Raw genomic sequence first — 21,266 nt, 5'->3', positions numbered from 1 at the left:
AGATAGCTTTACCTGGCTTAAATGCTTAGAATTTGCCCGCCGAAACTAAAAAAACGGATAATCGATTGGAATTGTTGTATACCGCCCTGCTCTATCTCATTCAGCCACTGGTGTGGCTGCGACTGTTGCTTCGTAGCCGTAAAGCACCCGCGTATCGAAAACGCTGGGCTGAACGCTATGGCTACTGCCGTAATAAAGTTGCCCCGGACGGTATTTTGCTCCATTCCGTTTCAGTTGGTGAAACGCTGGCGGCTATCCCGCTGGTTCGCGCCCTGCGTCACCGATACCCGTCACTGCCGATCACCGTCACGACCATGACGCCCACCGGCTCTGAGCGTGCGTTATCCGCTTTCGGAAAAGACGTGCATCACGTCTATCTCCCTTACGATCTGCCCTGCGCCATGAACCGCTTCCTGAATACCGTTCGCCCGAAACTGGTGATCGTGATGGAAACCGAGCTGTGGCCGAATATGATTTCCGCCCTCCATGCCCGTAAGATCCCGTTGGTTATCGCTAATGCCCGCCTGTCTGAGCGTTCGGCGAAAGGGTACGGCAAGCTGGGTAAATTTATGCGTCGCCTGCTGAGCAAAATCACCCTGATTGCGGCGCAGAATGAAGAAGATGCGGCGCGCTTCATCGCGCTGGGCCTGAAACGCAACCAGCTTGCGGTAACGGGCAGCCTTAAATTCGATATTTCCGTCACGCCTGAGCTCGCCGCCCGTGCGATCACACTGCGTCGCCAGTGGGCCCCACGTCGTCAGGTCTGGATTGCGACCAGCACCCACGACGGTGAAGAAGAGATCATCCTCCAGGCTCACCGTAAGCTGCTGGAAACATTCCCTGATTTACTGCTTATCCTCGTGCCTCGCCATCCTGAGCGCTTTAAAGATGCCCGCGATATGGTGCAAAAAGGGGGGTTCAGCTACACCCTGCGCAGCAGCGGTGAGATCCCTTCCGGCAGCACTCAGGTAGTGATTGGCGATACGATGGGCGAACTGATGCTTTTATACGGCATTGCTGACCTCGCCTTTGTCGGCGGCAGCCTGGTCGAGCGCGGCGGTCATAACCCGCTGGAACCGGCAGCACACGCCATTCCGGTGCTGATGGGTCCGCACACGTTTAACTTCAAAGATATCTGCGCGAAATTGCAGCAGGCCGATGGTTTAATTACCGTGACCGACGCGGATTCAGTGGTCAAAGAGGTGTCTACCCTTCTGACTGACGAAGATTATCGCCTGTGGTACGGGCGTCATGCCGTCGAAGTGCTGCACCAGAACCAGGGCGCACTGACCCGTCTGCTGCAGCTTCTGCAACCTTATCTGCCTCAGCGGAGCCACTAATGTCAACGCGTCTGTCGGTCGTGATGATCGCCAAAAACGCCGCCGACCTGCTTCCGGACTGCCTGGCCTCCGTCGCCTGGGCTGACGAAATCGTCATCCTGGACTCCGGCAGCACGGACAACACGGTAGACGTCGCCCGCGCTGCAGGCGCGAAAATCTATACCAACACTGACTGGCAAGGTTATGGCATTCAGCGCCAGCGCGCGCAGGAATATGCCACGGGCGATTATGTGTTAATGCTCGACACTGACGAACGCATCACGCCAGAACTGCAGCAAGCTATTCAGGCAGTGCTTTCCTCGCCTCAACCGGGTGCCGTATACAGCATTGCCCGCCGCAACTACTTCCTTGGCCGCTTTATGCGCCACAGCGGCTGGTACCCTGACCGCGTGATACGCCTCTACGAGCGCGAGCGGTATCAGTATAACGACAATCTGGTGCATGAATCCCTGAGCTGCGATAGCGCCCGGGTCATCCCCCTGACGGGCGATTTGCTGCACCTGACCTGCCGTGATTTCGCGAGCTTCCAGCGTAAACAGCTCAGCTATGCCACCGCATGGGCGCAGGAGCGTCACCAGCGCGGCAAGAAGGCCTCGCTGACGGGTATCTTCACCCACACGCTGGGCGCGTTCCTGAAAACGCTGCTGCTGCGCGGCGGCGTACTGGATGGTAAACAGGGCTGGTTACTCGCGGTCGTGAATGCCCAGTATACTTTCAACAAATACACCGAGCTGTGGGCGCTCTGCCGCGGCTACTCAGAGAAAACGTGAGCCATGAGCACAAAAGCGATTTATCCGGGTACCTTCGATCCGATCACCAACGGTCATCTTGATATCATCACCCGTGCGGCGTGCATGTTCGACAAGGTGATCCTGGCCATTGCCGCCAGCCCCAGCAAAAAGCCGATGTTTGACCTCAACGAGCGCGTACAGCTCGCCATCGATGCCATTTCGCATCTGCCGAACGTTGAGGTGGTTGGGTTTAGCGATCTGATGGCTAACTTCGCCCGCGCTCAGCAGGCGAACATCCTGATCCGGGGTTTACGCGCGGTGGCAGATTTCGAGTATGAGATGCAACTGGCGCACATGAACCGCCATCTGATGCCGGAGCTGGAGAGCGTGTTCCTGATGCCCTCCAAAGAGTGGTCGTTTATCTCTTCCACACTGGTAAAAGAGGTGGCGCGTCATCACGGCGACGTCACCCACTTCCTGCCGGTTAACGTCCACCAGGCCTTAATGGAAAAGTTGAAGTAACGCTATTTCTGGCACTGACGGCAATAGAACGTGGCGCGCTGGGCGTGCTTCGTGGCAATAATTGGCGTCCCGCAGGCTCTGCACGGTTCACCTTTACGGCCATATACCTGCAATTCCTGGGCAAAATAGCCCGGCTTCCCGTCGCTTTGCAGGAAGTCCTTCAGCGTGGTCCCGCCCTGCTCAATCGAGCGCAGCAGCACCGCTTTAATCACTCTGACCAGCAGTTCGCACTCCTGCGCCGACAGCGAAGAGGCCAGCCGATCGGGATGGATCCCGGCCGCGAACAGCGATTCGCTGGCGTAAATATTCCCCACGCCAACCACCAGCTTATTATCCATCAGCCAGGGCTTAATCGGGGTCTTCTTCTTCGCGCACTTCTCTTTCAGGTATTCCGCATTAAACGCATCTGACAGCGGTTCAGGCCCGAGATGCGCCAGCACGTTGTGCCCTTCCAGCTCCTTCGTCCACAGCCATGCGCCAAAGCGCCGTGGATCGGTGTAACGCAGCACTTTGCCGTTGCTCATCACCAGGTCAACGTGATCGTGCTTTTCCGCAGGCAGCTCTTCGGTGAGGATGCGCAGACTCCCGGACATACCCAGATGGATAATAATCCAGCCGTCGGGCAGCTCCAGCAGCAGGTATTTGGCGCGACGCTGCACGCTAAGGACGGGTTTGTCACTTAACGCGTGGATCTCATCGGACACCGGCCAGCGCAGGCGCCCATTACGGACAACTGCGTGAAGAATGGTTGCGCCGACCAGATGGGGCTCAATGCCGCGACGGCTGGTCTCTACCTCAGGTAATTCAGGCATGGTTCCTCCGTTGAGATGCAGAATGCAAAAAACCCCGCAGATGCGGGGTTTTTCAATACAAGGAGACTAAAATTATTTGATTTTAGCTTCTTTGTACAGTACGTGCTGGCGTACAACTGGATCGAATTTTTTCAGTTCCAGTTTTTCCGGCTTAGTACGTTTGTTCTTCGTGGTGGTGTAGAAGTGACCTGTACCAGCAGAAGAAACCAGCTTGATTTTCTCGCGAATACCTTTAGCCATGATTTATTTCCTCTTTAAGTACTTAGTACTTTTCGCCACGGGCACGCAGTTCGGACAGAACTGTATCGATGCCTTTCTTATCGATTACACGCATACCTTTAGCAGATACACGCAGGGTGACAAAACGCTTCTCGCTCTCAACCCAGAAACGGTGAGAGTGCAGGTTCGGCAGGAAACGGCGTTTAGTCGCGTTCAGTGCGTGGGAACGGTTGTTACCGGTCACCGGACGCTTGCCAGTAACTTGGCAGACTCGGGACATGTCTATTCTCCAAAAATCAAATTAGCTCGAGCTTCGTATGGGGTATCGGCGCCTCGTCAGGCTTTACAGCCCGGTCATCGCATAGTTCTAAGTGAACTCTCGATTGCCAGGCCCAAATGCCAAACCCGAGATTCTCAAAGGTGGCGTAGTATACGCTGACTCGGCGGTGTGCTCAAGTCCCGAACAGACAAAGATCCCGATGGATCGCGAGAAATGGTCTAAATCCAACCACGCTCTGCAAAAGAAATGTACTCTCCGCGGCCAATTATCAGATGGTCCAGCACACGAATGTCCATGAATTGACAGCATTTGATAATGCGTTCGGTGATTTCTTTGTCCGCTCTGCTCGGTTCTGCACAGCCAGAGGGGTGATTATGCGCGAGGATCACGCCGGCTGCATTCACTTTTATCGCTTCCCGCACAATTTCTCGCGGATAGACCTCTACGTGGGTCAAGGTTCCAGAGAAAAGGTGACTGTGTTTCAGCACCCGGTTCTTGTTGTCGAGAAAGATCACCATGAAGATCTCCCGCTCCATATCTGACAGCTGGCTTTGCAGGAATTCGCGGGTCATCGCCGGGGAAAGGATCGGATCTTCCTCCTCCATACGGACATTGTAAAAACGGCGGGCAAGTTCAGCAATCCCCCTCAGTTGGGCATATTTCGCCACGCCAATCCCTTCAACGTGCGCAAACGCTGCCAGATCGGCGGTCAGCAAACCATGCAGCGAACCGAAATGTGCTATCAGCTCTTTTGCCAGCGTAAATACCGTTTTCCCCTGCGTACCCGTACGCAAAAAGAGCGCCAGCAGCTCATCGTCTTTTAACAAGGTGACGCCATATCGCAGCAGTTTTTCGCGCGGTAACAGCAGTTCCGTCTCTTCCATGCCCAGCCTCCTTCTGTTTGCCATCATGCTGCCACAGGCCAATCCGGGGCTCGACGCTGACTTTTCGTTCTTGCGTAACGCCTCGCAAAGTGAACGAAGGACAAAATCACCCCGTTTTTGTGATTGTGATAAAATGCCCGCTCTCTGGTGAAACCCAACAGGAAAGAATCATGATGAGCCTGGCCGGTAAAAAAATCGTTCTTGGCGTGAGCGGCGGTATTGCAGCCTATAAAGCGCCGGACCTGGTGCGTCGTCTGCGCGAGCGCGGGGCGGATGTGCGGGTCGCGATAACCGAAGGTGGCAAAGCCTTTATCACGCCTCTGAGCCTGCAGGCTGTCTCGGGGTACCCGGTATCCGACAGCCTGCTTGACCCTGCTGCAGAAGCGGCGATGGGCCACATTGAGCTTGGGAAATGGGCAGACCTGGTGATTCTTGCCCCCGCCACGGCCGATTTGATTGCCCGCGTAGCGGCGGGCATGGCGAACGATCTGGTCTCGACCATTTACCTTGCGACACCTGCGCCTGTCGCCGTCGTGCCCGCGATGAACCAGCAGATGTACCGTAACGCGGCCACCCAGCACAATCTGGAGACGCTGGCCTCACGCGGTCTACTCATCTGGGGACCGGACAGTGGCAGCCAGGCCTGCGGCGATGTTGGCCCGGGTCGTATGCTTGACCCGCTGACGATTGTTGATATGGCAGCAGCCCATTTTTCGCCTGTCAACGATCTGCAACATCTCAACATCATGATTACCGCGGGCCCTACGCGTGAACCGCTGGACCCGGTGCGTTACATCACTAACTACAGCTCCGGCAAGATGGGCTTTGCCATTGCTGCTGCGGCGGCAAAACGCGGCGCGAACGTCACGCTGGTGAGCGGGCCGGTCTCACTGCCGACACCCCCGTTCGTTCAGCGCATTGACGTCACCACCGCGTTGGAAATGGAAGCCGCCGTGCAGGCCCATGCGCAAAACCAGCAGATTTTTATCGGCTGTGCGGCCGTCGCGGATTACCGTGCAGAGACCATTGCAGACGCCAAAATCAAAAAGCAAGGTGATGAATTAACGATAAAAATGGTGAAAAACCCGGATATCGTTGCTGGTGTCGCAGCGCTGAAAAGCCATCGCCCTTACGTTGTTGGGTTTGCCGCAGAAACAAATAATGTGGAAGAATATGCCCGGCAAAAACGTACTCGCAAAAACCTCGATTTGATTTGCGCGAATGACGTATCGCTGGCCACGCAAGGATTTAACAGCGACAGCAATGCACTGCACCTTTTCTGGCAGGATGGAGATAAAGTCTTACCGCTTGAGCGCAAGGAACTCCTGGGCCAACAATTACTGGACGAGATCGTTACCCGTTATGATGAAAAAAATCGACGTTAAGATTCTGGACCCGCGTGTTGGCGAGCAATTTCCGCTGCCAACCTATGCCACCTCCGGCTCTGCCGGTCTTGACCTGCGCGCCTGTCTCGATGACGCCGTAGAACTGGCTCCAGGTGCAACCACCCTGATCCCGACAGGCCTGGCAATTCACATTGCTGACCCGTCGCTGGCGGCGGTGATCCTGCCGCGTTCTGGTCTGGGCCATAAGCATGGCGTCGTACTGGGTAACCTGGTCGGCCTGATCGACTCTGACTATCAAGGTCAGCTGATGGTGTCCGTCTGGAACCGTGGTCAGGACAGCTTTACCATTGAGCCTGGCGAACGTATTGCGCAGATGGTCTTTGTACCGGTTGTGCAGGCAGAATTTAACCTGGTGGCTGACTTCGACGCCACCGACCGTGGCGAAGGCGGCTTCGGCCATTCCGGGCGTAAATAACCGTCCGATAGATACGCATCTCACAGCGCCATAATGCAATAACAAACCGCAAACGTCAGTTTGCGGTCGCTGTGTGGATGCCAGCCTGGCAAGTGCTTATTTTCAGGGGTATTTTGTAACATGGCAGAAAAACAAACCGCGAAAAGGAATCGTCGCGAAGAAATACTTCAGTCTCTGGCTCTGATGCTTGAATCCAGCGATGGCAGTCAACGCATCACTACCGCTAAACTGGCCGCCTCTGTAGGCGTGTCTGAGGCGGCGCTGTACCGTCATTTCCCGAGCAAAACCCGGATGTTCGACAGCCTGATCGAGTTTATTGAAGACAGCCTGATCACGCGCATTAACCTGATTCTGAAAGACGAAAAAGACACCACCGCGCGTCTGCGTCTGATTGTGCTGTTAATTCTGGGCTTTGGTGAACGCAATCCGGGCTTAACCCGTATCCTGACCGGCCACGCGCTGATGTTCGAGCAGGACAGACTGCAGGGCCGCATTAACCAGCTTTTCGAACGTATTGAAGCGCAGCTGCGTCAGGTTCTGCGCGAGAAGAAAATGCGTGAAGGTGAAGGGTACACCATCGATGAGACGCTGCTGGCGAGCCAGATCCTGGCGTTTTGCGAAGGAATGCTTTCCCGTTTTGTGCGTAGCGAATTCAAATACCGTCCAACGGACGATTTTGACGCCCGCTGGCCGTTAGTGGCTGCTCAGTTGCAGTAACACCGTTGCCGGATGGCGGCTTCGCCTTATCCGGCCTACGAAATAGGCAGGCCCGGTAAGCGTCGCGCCACCGGGCAATTCAATTACACGCCGAACTCTTCCCGGTACGCACGTACCGCCGCCAGATGATCCGCCATCTCCGGCTTCTCTTCCAGATAAGCAATCAGGTCTTTCAGGGTGATAATCGACGTCACTTTGCAGCTGTAATCGCGCTCAACTTCCTGAATAGCGGAAATTTCCCCGCGACCACGCTCCTGACGATCCAGAGAAATCAGCACGCCAGCAAGCGTCGCACCGTTGGCCTGAATAATCTCCATCGATTCGCGGATCGCCGTGCCCGCGGTGATCACATCGTCCACCAGCATGACGCGGCCCTGCAGCGCGCTGCCGACCAGATTCCCGCCTTCACCGTGGGTTTTGGCTTCTTTACGGTTAAAGCAGTACGGCACGTCGCGGTCATGGTGTTCCGCCAGCGCCACCGCGGTGGTGGTCGCAATTGGAATGCCTTTGTAGGCCGGGCCAAACAGCAGGTCAAAATCAATCCCGGAATCCACCAGCGCTTCGGCATAGAAACGGCCTAACAGCGCCAGATCGCGCCCGGTATTAAACAGCCCGGCGTTGAAGAAATAGGGGCTCTTACGCCCGGATTTCAGCGTAAACTCGCCAAACTTAAGTACCTGCTTGTTAAGCGCAAACTCAATAAACTGGCGCTGATACGATTTCATGGATTCGCTCCTTTGGTTTTTCTGTCTTACAGGCAAAAAAAAGGCGACTCATTGGTCGCCTTTAAAATCAATTTTCTAACGCCGCTTTCTGCGTCGTTACAATGGATTCGATTCCCCCTCGGGCCAACGCCAGTAAGGAGAGAAGCTCTTCGTGGGTGAACGGCTCACCTTCTGCCGTGCCCTGTACTTCAATGATGCGACCATCTTCGGTCATCACCACGTTCATGTCGGTTTCGGCTGCGGAATCTTCAACGTATTCCAGATCGCAAAGCGCTTCGCCGTTAACGATACCGACAGAAACCGCCGCAACCATGCCTTTCATTGGGTTGGTTTTCAGCTTACCGGCCGCAACCAGCTTGTTCAGGGCATCAGCCAGCGCCACGCAGGCACCGGTAATGGACGCGGTACGCGTACCGCCGTCTGCCTGAATGACGTCGCAATCGAGAGTGATGGTGAATTCGCCAAGAACTTTCAGGTCAACGGCGGCGCGCAGCGCACGCGCGATCAGACGCTGAATCTCCATGGTACGACCGCCCTGCTTACCCTTCGCCGCTTCGCGAGCGTTACGGGTATGGGTCGCACGCGGCAGCATGCCGTATTCTGCGGTGATCCAGCCCTGGCCCTGACCTTTCAGGAAGCGCGGAACGCCTTCTTCGATAGAGGCGGTGCACAGCACTTTAGTGTCACCAAACTCAACCAGCACGGAGCCTTCAGCGTGTTTTGTATAGTTACGGGTCAGGGTGACGGGACGCACCTGGTTGGCGCTACGACCTGATGGACGCATGATGGATTCTCCGGCTTGAAACGAATGTGGCTGCGCATTATACGGATTAAACGCGCTTATTCCTATCCTGACAAAGCCCTGAAAGCTATAATCCCCCCATCTCTCCTTTAAAAACGGGAATATCTATGATCCGCAGTATGACCGCCTACGCCCGGCGTGAAATCAAGGGTAGCTGGGGCAGCGCTACATGGGAAATGCGCTCGGTAAACCAGCGTTACCTGGAAACGTATTTCCGTATGCCGGAGCAGTTTCGCAGCCTTGAGCCTGTCGTACGTGAACGTATCCGTACGCGTCTGACGCGCGGAAAAGTGGAATGTAACCTGCGCTTTGAGCCTGATGCCAGCGCGCAAGGCGAGTTGATTCTTAATGAAAAACTGGCGAAACAGCTCGTGAATGCGGCGAACTGGGTCAAAATGCAGAGCGATGAAGGCGAAATCAACCCGGTTGATATTCTGCGCTGGCCTGGCGTCATGGCCGCCGGTGAGCAGGATCTGGACGCCATTGCCGCTGAAATCCTGGCAGCCCTCGACGGCACGCTGGACGACTTTATCGTTGCCCGTGAAACCGAAGGCCAGGCGCTGAAAGCGATGATTGAGCAGCGTCTTGAAGGCGTGAGCACCGAAGTAGCCAAAGTTCGCACCCATATGCCAGAAGTGCTGCAATGGCAGCGCGAGCGTCTTGTCGCCAAACTGGAAGAAGCGGAAGTTCAGCTGGAAAACACCCGTCTGGAACAAGAACTGGTGCTGATGGCGCAGCGTATTGATGTCGCTGAAGAGCTGGACCGTCTGGAAGCGCACGTTAAAGAAACCTACAACATTCTGAAGAAGAAAGAAGCTGTAGGCCGCCGTCTGGACTTTATGATGCAGGAGTTCAACCGCGAGTCGAACACCCTGGCGTCTAAGTCGATCAATGCAGAAGTGACGAATTCAGCGATTGAGCTGAAAGTGCTGATTGAGCAGATGCGCGAGCAGATCCAGAATATCGAGTAATGCCTTTCGGGTGGTGTCGGTTGCACCACCCATTATTATTTCTAATCCATATCACGACTCGTTTTTACGCGTTACCGCCTGTCATCAAGCCTGCCCAATATAACGTTATAAAAATTTATAGGGCAAACTGACTCACCTTAGAAAAACTCAATCGTGATCTTGTGCACAAATCGTTAACCTCCCCCGCGTTCACACCGGAGGGTATATGCTGCTTCACATTCTTTATCTCATTGGCATCACCGCAGAAGCCATGACCGGCGCGCTTGCTGCCGGGCGTCGCCGTATGGATACCTTCGGTGTAATCATTATTGCTACCGCGACCGCCCTGGGCGGCGGTTCCGTGCGCGACATCCTGCTGGGCCATTACCCGCTCGGCTGGGTTAAACACCCTGAGTACGTGATTATCGTGGCGACGGCTGCTGTATTAACCACCATTGTGGCACCCGTTATGCCCCACCTGCGCCGTCTGTTCCTGGTGCTTGATGCGCTGGGGCTGATCGTATTTTCGATCATCGGTGCGCAAATCGCGCTCGATATGGGAGAAGGGCCAGTTATCGCCACTATTGCCGCCGTGGTCACGGGCGTATTTGGCGGAGTATTGCGTGACATGTTCTGCAAACGCATTCCTCTGGTGTTTCAAAAAGAGCTGTACGCCGGTATCTCCTTTGCGGCAGCGGTGCTTTATATCGCCCTGCAGCATTACGTTTCGAACCATGACGTGGTAGTCATCTCGACGCTGCTGTTTGGCTTTACGGCCCGCATGCTGGCGCTGCGTTTGAAGCTCGGACTGCCCGTTTTTCACTACAAACACAGCGCGCACTGATGTCAAAATCCGTTGATGTGCTGTTCAGCGAGCCACTTCACCAGCACATCAACCTGAGGCGCGCGCATCCAGTTCATGATTTGCCGCGTTTTCTCCTCACCTGTCCCCGGCAAGGTTTGCCAGTCGCCAGCGCTTCGCTGGCTCATCGCCTGCCACGATCGCCCATCGATAGCGTTCAGTGTCGCCTTGGATAGCGGAGCTCCCATCGCGCTAATCCAACGGATAAAAGGCTGTTCCCGCACCTGATTAAAACGATGCCAGAGCGCTAGCCCGCGCGCCGCGGAAAACCCCGGCGTGGCCTGAAGCTGCGCCTGTGTTAATACCAGCCATGAGAAGATATGTTCGAAATGATGTGCCTGCCAGAGCGTACGCCAGCCGGACTCCCCTAAACCTTCGATATCCAGCCCCTGTTTAGAACTGAGCCATGTTAGCCGGGCAAAAAACTGCTCCATGCAGTCCGGCGAGGCATAAAAACAGCTTAATGAATGGTACTTCGAGGCAGGAGGCTGCGGTTTTTGTCTGTTCGTCCCTCGCCAGACCACCTTATCCAGGCGCGGAATACCCTGTCCGGCAAGACTGATCAGCACCTGATCGCCTTGTGCGACATCCAGGCTCTGCCAACGCCCAACCGACCCCAGACTGACTCGTCGCACCTGTTTATCATCCAGTCGCACAGGCTCAAGCCCTGCGACGACGGACACCTTGCCCGTTCGTCCTACAGAAAACTGAATACTCTTTACCTCAGCAAGCTGCGCAACGGGTGGATATTTCCACGCGACGACCCAGTGTCCTTCACCGGGCAACCAGCTTTCGCCCGCAGGTTCATCCTCCGAACGCACCACAATGCCATCCGTGGCAAAGGGTAATCCGGTCTCGTGCCAGGCCGCGCGCTGTTTCTCGACGGCATCAACAGATTTTGCGGGAAGCGTATACCGTGCCGACAGCGTAAAACCGGCTTTAGACAGTTCAGCTAAAGATATCTGCATATCTTTCGGCCCGTCCGGCCAGGCCCAGATGAATACGCCGAGCTTGCTCAGGAGCGCATTATCCTTTTGTCGCATCATCGCACCCGCCACTTTTGCGCGAGCGTTCATTCCTCCCATCTGGCTCTGAATGTGGTTGTCGCGTAACCAGAAAAGTTCGCCCTGCAATACGCTATTCGCCAGTGTTCCGGTGAGCTTTTGCGGAACCGACGGGATTAAACGCACTTTTGCCGTCCAGTCCTCTCCTTTTAGCCCATCTCCGCGACTGATAGCCTGGATTAACGTTCCGTCACGATAGACCAGCGTTATCGCCACACCGTCGACTTTAGGCTGTAGCCAGAGGTTACGTCGGGCTCGCATCCACTGCCTCAGCTCCTCTTTGCCGGTCACTTTATGCACGCCCGTGTGGGCAACAGGATGTTTTACGCTTCCCGTCAGCGCGGGGAGTTTCTCTTCTGAAATCTCACTGCCAAAACAGTGTTGCCACTGCGTTAACCGCCCGTGAAGCTGGTCGTAAACCTCGTCGTTGATCTCGCTCGCCCCCTGCTTCCAGTAGGCATCATCCCAGCGTTTGATCTGCGCGCTTAACGACGCAATCTCTTTCTCTGCTTTTGCCTGCGACCATACCGGACACACCGCCGCGCCATAGCCACACCACAACACCAGTAATCCGCTTATCCATCGCCACATTGCTACCCCTCCTTTGCGTTGCGGGAGGTATAACCTGACGATCGAAACAACGCTAACGGCAACCTTTCGCTTTACGAGGCGCGATCCAGGGTTTCTTTTTATTTCTGCAAACCACAGATAAAACCTGAAAACGGCACGCAAAATTCAATAATCCAGGGGAAAAAGTGTGACAAAGGCTACGTCACGGTGCGCCGACGTGTATAATAAGCCCGTATGTAGGACTTCTTCGTTAACACATACAAAAGACTCTCATGGCTCAAGGCACGCTTTATATTGTTTCTGCCCCTAGTGGCGCGGGTAAATCCAGCCTTATTCAGGCACTGTTAAAAACCCAACCGTTGTACGACACACAGGTTTCTGTTTCTCACACCACGCGAGCGCCGCGTCCGGGTGAAGTGCACGGTGAACACTATTTCTTTGTGGATCACGACGAATTCAGAGCGATGATCGGCAGAGACGCGTTTCTTGAACACGCTGAAGTATTCGGTAATTACTACGGAACCTCGCGTGAAACCATTGAGCAGGTTCTGGCCACGGGCGTGAATGTGTTCCTGGATATCGACTGGCAGGGCGCACAGCAAATTCGCAAGAAAATGCCTGACTCGCGCAGTATCTTTATTTTACCGCCATCGAAAGATGAGCTGGATCGCCGCCTGCGTGGCCGCGGTCAGGACAGCGAAGAAGTGATCGCAAAGCGTATGGAACAGGCTGTTGCAGAAATGAGCCATTACGCGGAATATGATTACCTTATTGTGAATGATGATTTTGATGCCGCATTGAGCGATCTCAAAACCATTCTTCGTGCAGAACGTCTGCGTATGAGCCGCCAGAAGCAGCGACATGACGCATTAATCACCAAACTGTTGGCAGACTGAACCCACTTTCAGTATCATGCCCAGTCATTTCTTCACCTGTGGAGCATTTTAAGTATGGCACGCGTAACTGTTCAGGACGCTGTAGAGAAAATTGGTAACCGTTTTGACCTGGTGCTGGTCGCCGCGCGTCGCGCTCGTCAGATGCAGGTAGGCGGTAAAGATCCGCTGGTACCGGAAGAAAACGATAAAACCACCGTTATTGCACTTCGCGAAATCGAAGAAGGTCTGATCAACAACCAGATCCTCGACGTACGTGAGCGCCAGGAGCAGCAAGAGCAGGAAGCCGCAGAACTGCAGGCCGTAACCGCTATTGCTGAAGGTCGTCGTTAATTAAACCTGCGGGTCGCCCTTGTATCTGTTTGAAAGCCTGAATCAACTGATTCAAACCTACCTGCCTGAAGACCAGATTAAGCGTCTTCAGCAGGCGTATCTCGTTGCACGTGACGCTCACGAGGGCCAGACACGTTCAAGCGGTGAACCCTATATCACGCACCCGGTAGCGGTGGCCTGTATTCTGGCCGAGATGAAACTCGACTATGAAACGCTGATGGCCGCTCTGCTGCACGACGTGATTGAAGATACTCCTGCCACTTATCAGGACATGGAACAGCTGTTTGGCAAAAGCGTTGCCGAACTGGTGGAAGGGGTCTCTAAGCTTGATAAGCTGAATTTCCGCGACAAGAAAGAGGCGCAAGCCGAAAACTTTCGCAAGATGATTATGGCGATGGTGCAGGATATCCGCGTCATTCTCATCAAACTCGCTGACCGTACCCACAATATGCGCACGCTGGGCTCACTTCGCCCGGATAAACGTCGCCGCATTGCCCGTGAAACCCTCGAAATCTACAGTCCGCTGGCGCACCGTTTAGGTATTCACCACATTAAAACCGAGCTGGAAGAGCTGGGTTTTGAAGCGTTGTACCCGAACCGCTATCGCGTGATTAAAGAGGTGGTGAAAGCCGCACGCGGTAACCGTAAAGAGATGATTCAAAAAATCCTCTCTGAAATCGAAGGGCGCTTACAGGAAGCGGGAATTCCGTGCCGCGTCAGCGGTCGCGAGAAACATTTGTACTCCATCTACTGCAAAATGGTGCTCAAAGAGCAGCGTTTTCACTCGATCATGGATATCTACGCGTTCCGCGTCATTGTCCACGACTCGGACACCTGCTATCGCGTGCTGGGGCAGATGCACAGCCTCTACAAACCGCGTCCGGGGCGCATGAAAGATTACATCGCCATTCCAAAAGCGAACGGCTATCAATCTTTGCACACCTCGATGATCGGTCCTCACGGCGTGCCTGTTGAGGTGCAAATTCGCACCGAAGACATGGACCAGATGGCAGAGATGGGTGTCGCCGCGCACTGGGCGTATAAAGAGCACGGTGGCGAAAGCAGCACGACCGCACAAATCCGCGCCCAGCGCTGGATGCAGAGCCTGCTGGAGCTTCAGCAGAGTGCGGGTAGCTCGTTTGAATTTATCGAGAGCGTTAAATCCGATCTCTTCCCGGATGAGATTTACGTTTTCACCCCAGAAGGTCGTATTGTCGAACTGCCTGCGGGGGCAACACCGGTCGACTTCGCTTACGCCGTGCATACTGACATCGGGCATGCCTGCGTCGGCGCGCGCGTCGACAGACAGCCTTATCCGCTGTCTCAGCCACTCTCCAGCGGCCAGACGGTAGAAATTATTACCGCGCCGGGCGCACGTCCGAACGCGGCCTGGCTGAACTTTGTCGTGAGCTCCAAAGCACGCGCCAAAATTCGCCAGCTGCTGAAAAACCTCAAGCGCGATGATTCCGTCAGCCTGGGGCGTCGTCTGCTCAACCACGCGTTGGGCGGCAGCCGTAAGCTGGCTGAAATTCCGCAGGAGAACCTCCAGCGTGAGCTGGAGCGCATGAAGCTCGCGTCGCTTGATGACCTGCTGGCAGAGATTGGCCTCGGCAACGCCATGAGCGTAGTGGTGGCGAAGAACCTGCAGCAAGGCGACACGACAGCGGTGCCGGCAACGACGCAAAGCCACGGACACCTGCCGATTAAAGGCGCGGACGGGGTGCTGATCACCTTCGCAAAATGCTGTCGTCCAATTCCTGGCGACCCGATTATTGCGCACGTCAGTCCGGGTAAAGGGCTGGTTATCCACCACGAGTCCTGTCGTAACATTCGCGGCTACCAGAAAGAAGCCGAGAAGTTTATGGCCGTCGAGTGGGATAAAGAGACCGCGCAGGAATTTATCACCGAAATTAAGGTGGATATGTTCAATCACCAGGGCGCCCTGGCGAATCTGACGGCAGCAATCAACACGGCCTCTTCCAACATTCAGAGCCTGAATACGGAAGAAAAAGATGGCCGCGTGTACAGCGCCTTTATTCGTCTGACCGCCCGCGACCGCGTGCATCTGGCGAATATTATGCGCAAGATCCGCGTCATGCCGGACGTGATTAAAGTCACCCGAAACCGAAACTAGGTTTATGAATTCACAACGTTATGCACGTATCTGCGAAATGCTCGCCAGGCGTCAGCCTGACCTGACGGTCTGCATGGAGCAGGTGCATAAACCTCATAACGTCTCTGCTATCGTTCGTACCGCAGATGCCGTCGGTGTGCATGAAGTGCATGCCGTCTGGCCGGACGGCCGTATGCGCAATACGGTCTCGGCGGCGGCAGGCAGCAACAGTTGGGTGTCTGTCAAAAATCATCACACCATTGGCGAAGCCGTATCGCACCTGAAAGGGCGCGGGATGCAGATCCTCGCCACTAACCTGTCCGCTAAAGCCGTAGATTTCCGCGAGATCGACTACACTCGCCCGACCTGCATTTTGATGGGTCAGGAGAAAACGGGGATCACCCAGGAAGCGCTGGATCTGGCGGATCGGGATATCATCATTCCGATGATCGGCATGGTCCAGTCTCTCAACGTCTCCGTGGCGTCCGCGCTCATTCTGTATGAAGCGCAGCGCCAGCGTCAGAACGCCGGGATGTACGAGCGCAGCAACAGCATGCTGCCGGAAGAGGAACAGCAGCGCCTGCTGTTTGAAGGTGGTTATCCGGTGCTGGCTCGCGTTGCGAAGCAGAAAAAATTGCCTTACCCCCACGTCAACGCGCAGGGCGAAATTGAAGCCGATGCCGAGTGGTGGGCCACCATGCAGTACGCCGGGTAAGCGATGAAAGGCCGCCTGCTGGATGCCATCCCGCTAAACAGCCTGACGGGCGTGGGCGCGGCGCAAAGCAATAAGCTGGCAAAAATTGGCCTGCACACCGTGCAGGATCTCCTGCTTCACCTCCCCCTGCGTTACGAAGACCGCACCCAGCTCTACAAGATTGGCGATCTCCTTCCTGCCATTTACGCCACCGTTGAAGGCGAAGTCCTGAACTGCAACATCACCTTCGGCGGACGCCGGATGATGACCTGCCAGATCAGCGACGGCACCGGCATTCTCACCATGCGTTTTTTCAACTTCAGCGCGGCGATGAAAAACAGCCTGGCAACGGGCCGCAGGGTGCTGGCCTATGGCGAGGCCAAACGCGGGAAGTACGGCGCAGAGATGATCCACCCGGAGTACCGCGTACAGGGCGATCTCAGCACGCCAGAGCTGCAGGAGACGCTCACCCCGGTTTACCCGACGACGGAAGGCATCAAGCAGGCGACGCTGCGTAAGCTCACCGATCAGGCGCTTGAGCTGCTGGATACCTGCGCCATTACCGAGCTGCTGCCGCCCGAGCTGGCGCAGGGCATGATGAGCCTGCCCGAGGCGCTGCGCACCCTGCACCGCCCGCCGCCAACGCTGCAGCTCAGCGATTTAGAAAGCGGCAAACACCCCGCCCAACGGCGTCTTATCCTTGAGGAATTACTGGCGCATAACCTGAGCATGCTGGCGCTTCGCGCGGGCGCACAGCGTTTCCATGCCCAGCCGTTAAGCCAGAATGATGAACTCAAAGATAAGCTGCTGGCCTCGCTACCGTTTAAACCCACCGGCGCGCAAGCGCGCGTCACCGCCGAAATCGAACGCGATATGGCGCTCGACGTGCCGATGATGCGCCTGGTGCAGGGCGACGTAGGCTCCGGTAAAACGCTGGTTGCAGCGCTGGCGGCCCTGCGCGCGATTACCCACGGCAAGCAGGTGGCGCTGATGGCGCCGACCGAACTGCTGGCCGAGCAGCACGCCAACAATTTCCGCGCCTGGTTTGCACCGCTGGGGATTGAAGTGGGCTGGCTTGCCGGGAAGCAAAAAGGCAAAGCACGCCTTGCGCAGCAGGAGGCCATTGCCAGCGGACAAGTGCAGATGATTGTCGGCACGCACGCCATCTTCCAGGAGCAGGTGCAGTTTAACGGCCTTGCGCTGGTGATTATCGACGAGCAGCACCGCTTCGGCGTGCATCAGCGTCTGGCGCTGTGGGAAAAAGGGCTGCAGCAGGGCTTCCATCCGCATCAGCTGATCATGACCGCCACGCCGATCCCGCGCACCCTGGCGATGACCGCCTACGCCGATCTGGATACCTCCACCATCGACGAACTGCCGCCGGGCCGTACCCCGGTCACAACGGTCGCCATTCCTGACACGCGCCGCAGCGATATCATCGACCGCGTGCGCAACGCCTGCACCCAAGAAGGGCGTCAGGCCTACTGGGTCTGTACGCTGATTGAAGAGTCTGAACTGCTGGAAGCGCAGGCTGCCGAAGCCACGTGGGAAGAGCTTAAGCTGGCGCTGCCGGAGCTGAATGTGGGTCTGGTTCACGGACGCATGAAGCCCGCCGAAAAACAGGCGGTGATGCAGTCGTTCAAACAGGGTGATTTGCATCTGCTGATCGCCACCACGGTGATCGAAGTCGGCGTGGACGTCCCGAATTCCAGCCTGATGATCATCGAAAACCCGGAGCGTCTCGGCCTTGCCCAGCTTCACCAGCTGCGCGGACGCGTCGGTCGTGGCGCGGTGGCTTCCCACTGCGTACTGCTCTATAAAGCCCCGCTCTCGAAAACCGCCCAGATGCGGTTGCAGGTGCTGCGCGACAGCAACGACGGTTTTGTGATTGCGCAAAAAGACCTGGAGATCCGCGGCCCGGGCGAACTGCTGGGCACGCGTCAGACGGGGAACGCGGAATTCAAAGTGGCGGATTTGCTGCGCGATCAAGCGATGATCCCCGAAGTTCAGCGCCTGGCACGCCATATTCATGAACGCTACCCCGAACAGGCGGCAGCGTTAATTGAGCGCTGGATGCCGGAAACCGAACGCTATTCCAACGCCTGATCTCAGGCAAACATCGGCAGCATCAGGTACAGCTTGATCACCAGCGCGTTGACGATATCAATAAAGAACGCGCCAACCATCGGGACCACCAGAAACGCCGTATGCGATGGCCCGAACCGTTCGGTGATCGCCTGCATGTTGGCGATAGCCGTTGGGGTAGCCCCCAGACCAAACCCGCAGTGACCCGCCGCCAGCACCGCCGCATCGTAGTTTTTGCCCATCATGCGCCAGGTGACAAACATGGCATAGAGCGCCATAAACAGCGCCTGCACCGCCAGAATCGCCACCATCGGCAGCGCCAGCGAGGCCAGCTCCCACAGTTTGAGGCTCATGAGCGCCATCGCCAGGAACAGCGACAGACTGACGTTGCCGAGCACCGATACCGCCCGTTCAAACACGCGGTAGAAGCCCATCAGCGCCAGACCGTTGCTCAGGATCACACCAATGAACAGCACGCAAACAAACGTCGGCAGTTCAAAGGCTGTGCCCGCCAGCCATTGTGCAACCACTTTTCCTACGGTCAGGCAGATGGCGATCATCGCGATGGTTTCAATCATCACCAGCGAGGTAATACTGCGCCCGACGTCCGGCTTTTCGAACGCGGTCGGCACCATTTCATCGTCCGGCCTGCCGTTCGGCGTGGTGGAGTGCTTAACCAGATACCGCGCCACCGGGCCGCCAATCAGGCCACCCAGCACCAGGCCAAAGGTGGCGCAGGCCATCGCAACTTCAGTCGCATTTTCAAAGCCGTAGCGCTCGATGAACAACTTGCTCCACGCCGCCCCGGTACCGTGACCGCCTGACAGGGTAATTGATCCTGCCAGCAGCCCCATCAGCGGGTCCAGCCCCAGCAGCGTCGCCATCCCGATGCCGATGGCGTTTTGCATCAGCAGCAGCCCCACCACCACAATCAGAAATACGCCGAGCACCTTACCGCCCGAGCGCAGGCTTGCGAGGTTGGCGTTCAGGCCGATGGTGGCAAAGAAAGCCAGCATCAACGGGTCTTTCAGGGACATGTCAAAATCAATTTCCCAGCCCATGCTTTTCTTCAGTATCAGCAGGGCCAGCGCCACCAGCAGACCGCCGGCGACAGGTTCAGGAATGGTGTACTTTTTCAGAAAGGAAACACTGTGTACCAGCTTGCGACCAAGCAGAAGAACCAGCGTTGCGGCAACAAGGGTCGACAACGTATCGAGATGAATCATAAAAGGCTCCTGTTATGCGCGTGTTCCATACACACGCGGCGTTATCCTGGGCCGGTTTGCGCTCGTCATGAGTCACCGGCGCAAAAAGTGTAATTTTTTTTTCCGATGGGTTGTAGAAAACCTGCTCACAGCGGCAGATTTTCTTGTCTTTTTTTGTTGGCAATCGTTTGCTTTTACCAGGTGGTCAGATAAAATGCCCGCTTTTCCACCGTGGGATTGCCGCCGATGTCCGTTAACACCATAGAGTCGCCTGATGCGCAACCGATTGCGCAGAAGCAAAATAGCGAACTGATTTACCGCCTTGAAGACCGCCCGCCGCTGCCGCAAACGCTTTTCGCCGCCTGCCAGCATCTTCTGGCGATGTTTGTTGCGGTGATCACCCCTGCGCTGCTGATTTGCCAGGCGCTCGGTTTACCGGCGCAGGACACGCAGCACATTATCAGCATGTCTCTTTTTGCCTCCGGCGTCGCCTCTATTATTCAAATTAAAGCCTGGGGTCCGGTAGGGTCGGGATTATTGTCGATTCAGGGCACCAGCTTTAACTTCGTGGCACCGCTGATCATGGGCGGTACGGCGCTGAAAACCGGCGGTGCGGATGTCCCGACCATGATGGCGGCGCTGTTCGGCACGCTGATGCTGGCAAGCTGCACGGAGATGGTGATCTCCCGCGTTCTGCACCTGGCTCGCCGCGTCATCACCCCGCTCGTTTCCGGCGTGGTCGTCATGATCATCGGCCTGTCGCTGATTCAGGTGGGCCTGACGTCTATCGGCGGCGGCTATGCGGCAATGAGCGACCACACCTTCGGCGCGCCGAAAAACCTGCTGCTGGCGGGTGTCGTGCTGGCGATCATTATTCTGCTTAACCGTCAGCGTAACCCTTACCTGCGCGTCGCCTCGCTGGTGATCGCCATGGCGGCGGGTTACCTGCTGGCGTGGGCGCTGGGCATGCTGCCGGAGAACACCGCGCCGACCAACAGCGCGCTGATCACCGTTCCTACGCCGCTGTACTACGGTCTTGGCATTGACTGGGGCCTGCTGCTGCCGCTGATGCTGGTCTTTATGATCACCTCTCTGGAGACCATCGGGGACATCACCGCTACTTCGGACGTCTCCGAGCAGCCGGTGTCCGGCCCGCTGTACATGAAGCGCCTGAAAGGCGGTGTGCTCGCGAACGGCCTGAACTCGTTTGTCTCTGCCGTATTCAACACCTTCCCGAATTCCTGCTTCGGTCAGAATAACGGCGTGATCCAGCTGACCGGCGTGGCCAGCCGCTACGTCGGGTTTGTGGTGGCGCTGATGCTGATCGTCCTCGGCCTGTTCCCGGCAGTGAGCGGCTTTGTGCAGCACATCCCTGAGCCTGTGCTGGGCGGCGCGACGCTGGTGATGTTCGGCACTATCGCGGCCTCTGGCGTGCGTATCGTCTCCCGCGAACCGCTGAACCGCCGCGCGATCATGATTATCGCGCTGTCGCTGGCCGTCGGTCTGGGCGTTTCCCAGCAGCCGCTGATCCTGCAGTTTGCGCCTGACTGGGTGAAAAACCTGCTCTCTTCCGGCATTGCCGCGGGCGGTATCACCGCTATCGTTCTGAACCTCGTTTTCCCGCCTGAGAAAAATTGATTTCTC

At 56.3% G+C, this 21,266-nt stretch carries 22 protein-coding genes; 14 read left to right on the top strand and 8 right to left on the bottom strand.

Annotation, left to right across the window (positions count from 1 at the left end):
* Positions 1-65 precede the first annotated feature (65 nt).
* The 3 genes from waaA to coaD are packed head-to-tail and all read left to right on the top strand — an operon-like array spanning position 66 to position 2,593.
* The gene (gene waaA / locus K5E19_RS16825) at positions 66-1,340 is read left to right on the top strand and encodes a lipid IV(A) 3-deoxy-D-manno-octulosonic acid transferase (RefSeq protein WP_010426410.1); all 1,275 of its coding nucleotides are present in this window, start codon (positions 66-68) and stop codon (positions 1,338-1,340) included.
* Positions 1,340-2,110: a glycosyltransferase family 2 protein gene (locus K5E19_RS16820; protein WP_221552200.1), complete on the top strand. Its 771-nt coding sequence runs from the start codon at positions 1,340-1,342 to the stop codon at positions 2,108-2,110. Before waaA ends, K5E19_RS16820 begins: the two co-directional genes overlap by 1 nt.
* Before the next feature lie 3 nt (positions 2,111-2,113).
* Positions 2,114-2,593 (top strand): pantetheine-phosphate adenylyltransferase, encoded by a 480-nt coding sequence (coaD, locus tag K5E19_RS16815; protein WP_221552199.1) that lies wholly within the window; start codon positions 2,114-2,116, stop codon positions 2,591-2,593.
* Between the two features lie 2 nt (positions 2,594-2,595).
* Here the strand turns inward: coaD and mutM are convergent, their stop codons facing one another.
* The 4 genes from mutM to radC form a co-directional block, all read right to left on the bottom strand.
* Positions 2,596-3,405 (bottom strand): bifunctional DNA-formamidopyrimidine glycosylase/DNA-(apurinic or apyrimidinic site) lyase, encoded by an 810-nt coding sequence (gene mutM, locus K5E19_RS16810; RefSeq protein WP_100167467.1) that lies wholly within the window; start codon positions 3,403-3,405, stop codon positions 2,596-2,598.
* 72 nt (positions 3,406-3,477) lie between these two features.
* The gene (gene rpmG, locus K5E19_RS16805; protein ID WP_003024094.1) at positions 3,478-3,645 is read right to left on the bottom strand and encodes a 50S ribosomal protein L33; all 168 of its coding nucleotides are present in this window, start codon (positions 3,643-3,645) and stop codon (positions 3,478-3,480) included.
* 22 nt (positions 3,646-3,667) lie between these two features.
* Complete coding sequence (rpmB, locus tag K5E19_RS16800; protein ID WP_002436699.1) at positions 3,668-3,904, bottom strand: 50S ribosomal protein L28; 237 nt, start codon at positions 3,902-3,904, stop codon at positions 3,668-3,670.
* Positions 3,905-4,122: 218 nt separating this feature from the next.
* A complete protein-coding gene (gene radC / locus K5E19_RS16795; RefSeq protein WP_221552198.1) occupies positions 4,123-4,788 on the bottom strand; it encodes a RadC family protein in 666 nt (221 codons plus the stop codon).
* A gap of 173 nt (positions 4,789-4,961) precedes the next feature.
* Between radC and coaBC the strand changes: the two genes are divergently transcribed.
* From coaBC to slmA, 3 genes are all read left to right on the top strand, one after another.
* Complete coding sequence (gene coaBC / locus K5E19_RS16790) at positions 4,962-6,173, top strand: bifunctional phosphopantothenoylcysteine decarboxylase/phosphopantothenate--cysteine ligase CoaBC (protein ID WP_221552246.1); 1,212 nt, start codon at positions 4,962-4,964, stop codon at positions 6,171-6,173.
* Positions 6,151-6,609: a dUTP diphosphatase gene (dut, locus tag K5E19_RS16785; protein WP_015570042.1), complete on the top strand. Its 459-nt coding sequence runs from the start codon at positions 6,151-6,153 to the stop codon at positions 6,607-6,609. Before coaBC ends, dut begins: the two co-directional genes overlap by 23 nt.
* Before the next feature lie 120 nt (positions 6,610-6,729).
* Positions 6,730-7,326, top strand: a complete 597-nt coding sequence (gene slmA, locus K5E19_RS16780) for a nucleoid occlusion factor SlmA (RefSeq protein ID WP_010426428.1) — start codon at positions 6,730-6,732, stop codon at positions 7,324-7,326.
* An 83-nt stretch (positions 7,327-7,409) separates the two neighbouring features.
* On the opposite strand, the gene pyrE is transcribed toward slmA, so the two are convergent.
* Both pyrE and rph read right to left on the bottom strand, forming a co-directional pair.
* Positions 7,410-8,051: an orotate phosphoribosyltransferase gene (gene pyrE / locus K5E19_RS16775; RefSeq protein WP_010426430.1), complete on the bottom strand. Its 642-nt coding sequence runs from the start codon at positions 8,049-8,051 to the stop codon at positions 7,410-7,412.
* 67 nt (positions 8,052-8,118) lie between these two features.
* Entirely contained in the window at positions 8,119-8,835 is a 717-nt protein-coding gene (gene rph, locus K5E19_RS16770) for a ribonuclease PH (protein WP_006177715.1), read from the bottom strand.
* A 125-nt stretch (positions 8,836-8,960) separates the two neighbouring features.
* On the opposite strand from rph, the gene K5E19_RS16765 reads away from it, so the two are divergent.
* A complete protein-coding gene (locus K5E19_RS16765; RefSeq protein WP_023309886.1) occupies positions 8,961-9,824 on the top strand; it encodes a YicC/YloC family endoribonuclease in 864 nt (287 codons plus the stop codon).
* A gap of 205 nt (positions 9,825-10,029) precedes the next feature.
* The gene (locus tag K5E19_RS16760) at positions 10,030-10,647 is read left to right on the top strand and encodes a trimeric intracellular cation channel family protein (RefSeq protein WP_023334014.1); all 618 of its coding nucleotides are present in this window, start codon (positions 10,030-10,032) and stop codon (positions 10,645-10,647) included.
* Positions 10,648-10,649: 2 nt separating this feature from the next.
* Here the strand turns inward: K5E19_RS16760 and ligB are convergent, their stop codons facing one another.
* Positions 10,650-12,320, bottom strand: coding sequence for an NAD-dependent DNA ligase LigB (gene ligB, locus K5E19_RS16755; protein ID WP_221552197.1), 1,671 nt, complete (start codon positions 12,318-12,320; stop codon positions 10,650-10,652).
* Positions 12,321-12,571: 251 nt separating this feature from the next.
* Between ligB and gmk the strand changes: the two genes are divergently transcribed.
* The 5 genes from gmk to recG are packed head-to-tail and all read left to right on the top strand — an operon-like array spanning position 12,572 to position 18,438.
* The gene (gmk, locus tag K5E19_RS16750) at positions 12,572-13,195 is read left to right on the top strand and encodes a guanylate kinase (RefSeq protein ID WP_010426438.1); all 624 of its coding nucleotides are present in this window, start codon (positions 12,572-12,574) and stop codon (positions 13,193-13,195) included.
* Between the two features lie 54 nt (positions 13,196-13,249).
* A complete protein-coding gene (gene rpoZ / locus K5E19_RS16745) occupies positions 13,250-13,525 on the top strand; it encodes a DNA-directed RNA polymerase subunit omega (protein WP_000135058.1) in 276 nt (91 codons plus the stop codon).
* Positions 13,526-13,544: 19 nt separating this feature from the next.
* Positions 13,545-15,659 carry a bifunctional GTP diphosphokinase/guanosine-3',5'-bis pyrophosphate 3'-pyrophosphohydrolase gene (spoT, locus tag K5E19_RS16740; RefSeq protein WP_221552196.1) on the top strand — a complete coding sequence of 705 codons (2,115 nt, stop codon included), beginning with the start codon at positions 13,545-13,547 and terminating at the stop codon, positions 15,657-15,659.
* A gap of 4 nt (positions 15,660-15,663) precedes the next feature.
* Entirely contained in the window at positions 15,664-16,353 is a 690-nt protein-coding gene (gene trmH, locus K5E19_RS16735) for a tRNA (guanosine(18)-2'-O)-methyltransferase TrmH (RefSeq protein ID WP_024906644.1), read from the top strand.
* Positions 16,354-16,356: 3 nt separating this feature from the next.
* Positions 16,357-18,438 carry an ATP-dependent DNA helicase RecG gene (gene recG, locus K5E19_RS16730; RefSeq protein ID WP_221552195.1) on the top strand — a complete coding sequence of 694 codons (2,082 nt, stop codon included), beginning with the start codon at positions 16,357-16,359 and terminating at the stop codon, positions 18,436-18,438.
* A 2-nt stretch (positions 18,439-18,440) separates the two neighbouring features.
* Here the strand turns inward: recG and gltS are convergent, their stop codons facing one another.
* Complete coding sequence (gene gltS / locus K5E19_RS16725; RefSeq protein WP_221552194.1) at positions 18,441-19,643, bottom strand: sodium/glutamate symporter; 1,203 nt, start codon at positions 19,641-19,643, stop codon at positions 18,441-18,443.
* Positions 19,644-19,868: 225 nt separating this feature from the next.
* Between gltS and xanP the strand changes: the two genes are divergently transcribed.
* Entirely contained in the window at positions 19,869-21,260 is a 1,392-nt protein-coding gene (gene xanP, locus K5E19_RS16720; RefSeq protein WP_014881972.1) for a xanthine/proton symporter XanP, read from the top strand.
* The last annotated feature ends 6 nt before the right edge of the window (positions 21,261-21,266 follow it).

Source organism: Enterobacter sp. RIT637 (assembly GCF_019718755.1).
In the GTDB taxonomy this organism is placed as follows: Bacteria; Pseudomonadota; Gammaproteobacteria; order Enterobacterales; family Enterobacteriaceae; genus Enterobacter.
The sequence above is the reverse complement of the archived record's forward strand: the minus strand, read 5'-3'. Positions and strand labels throughout refer to the sequence as shown.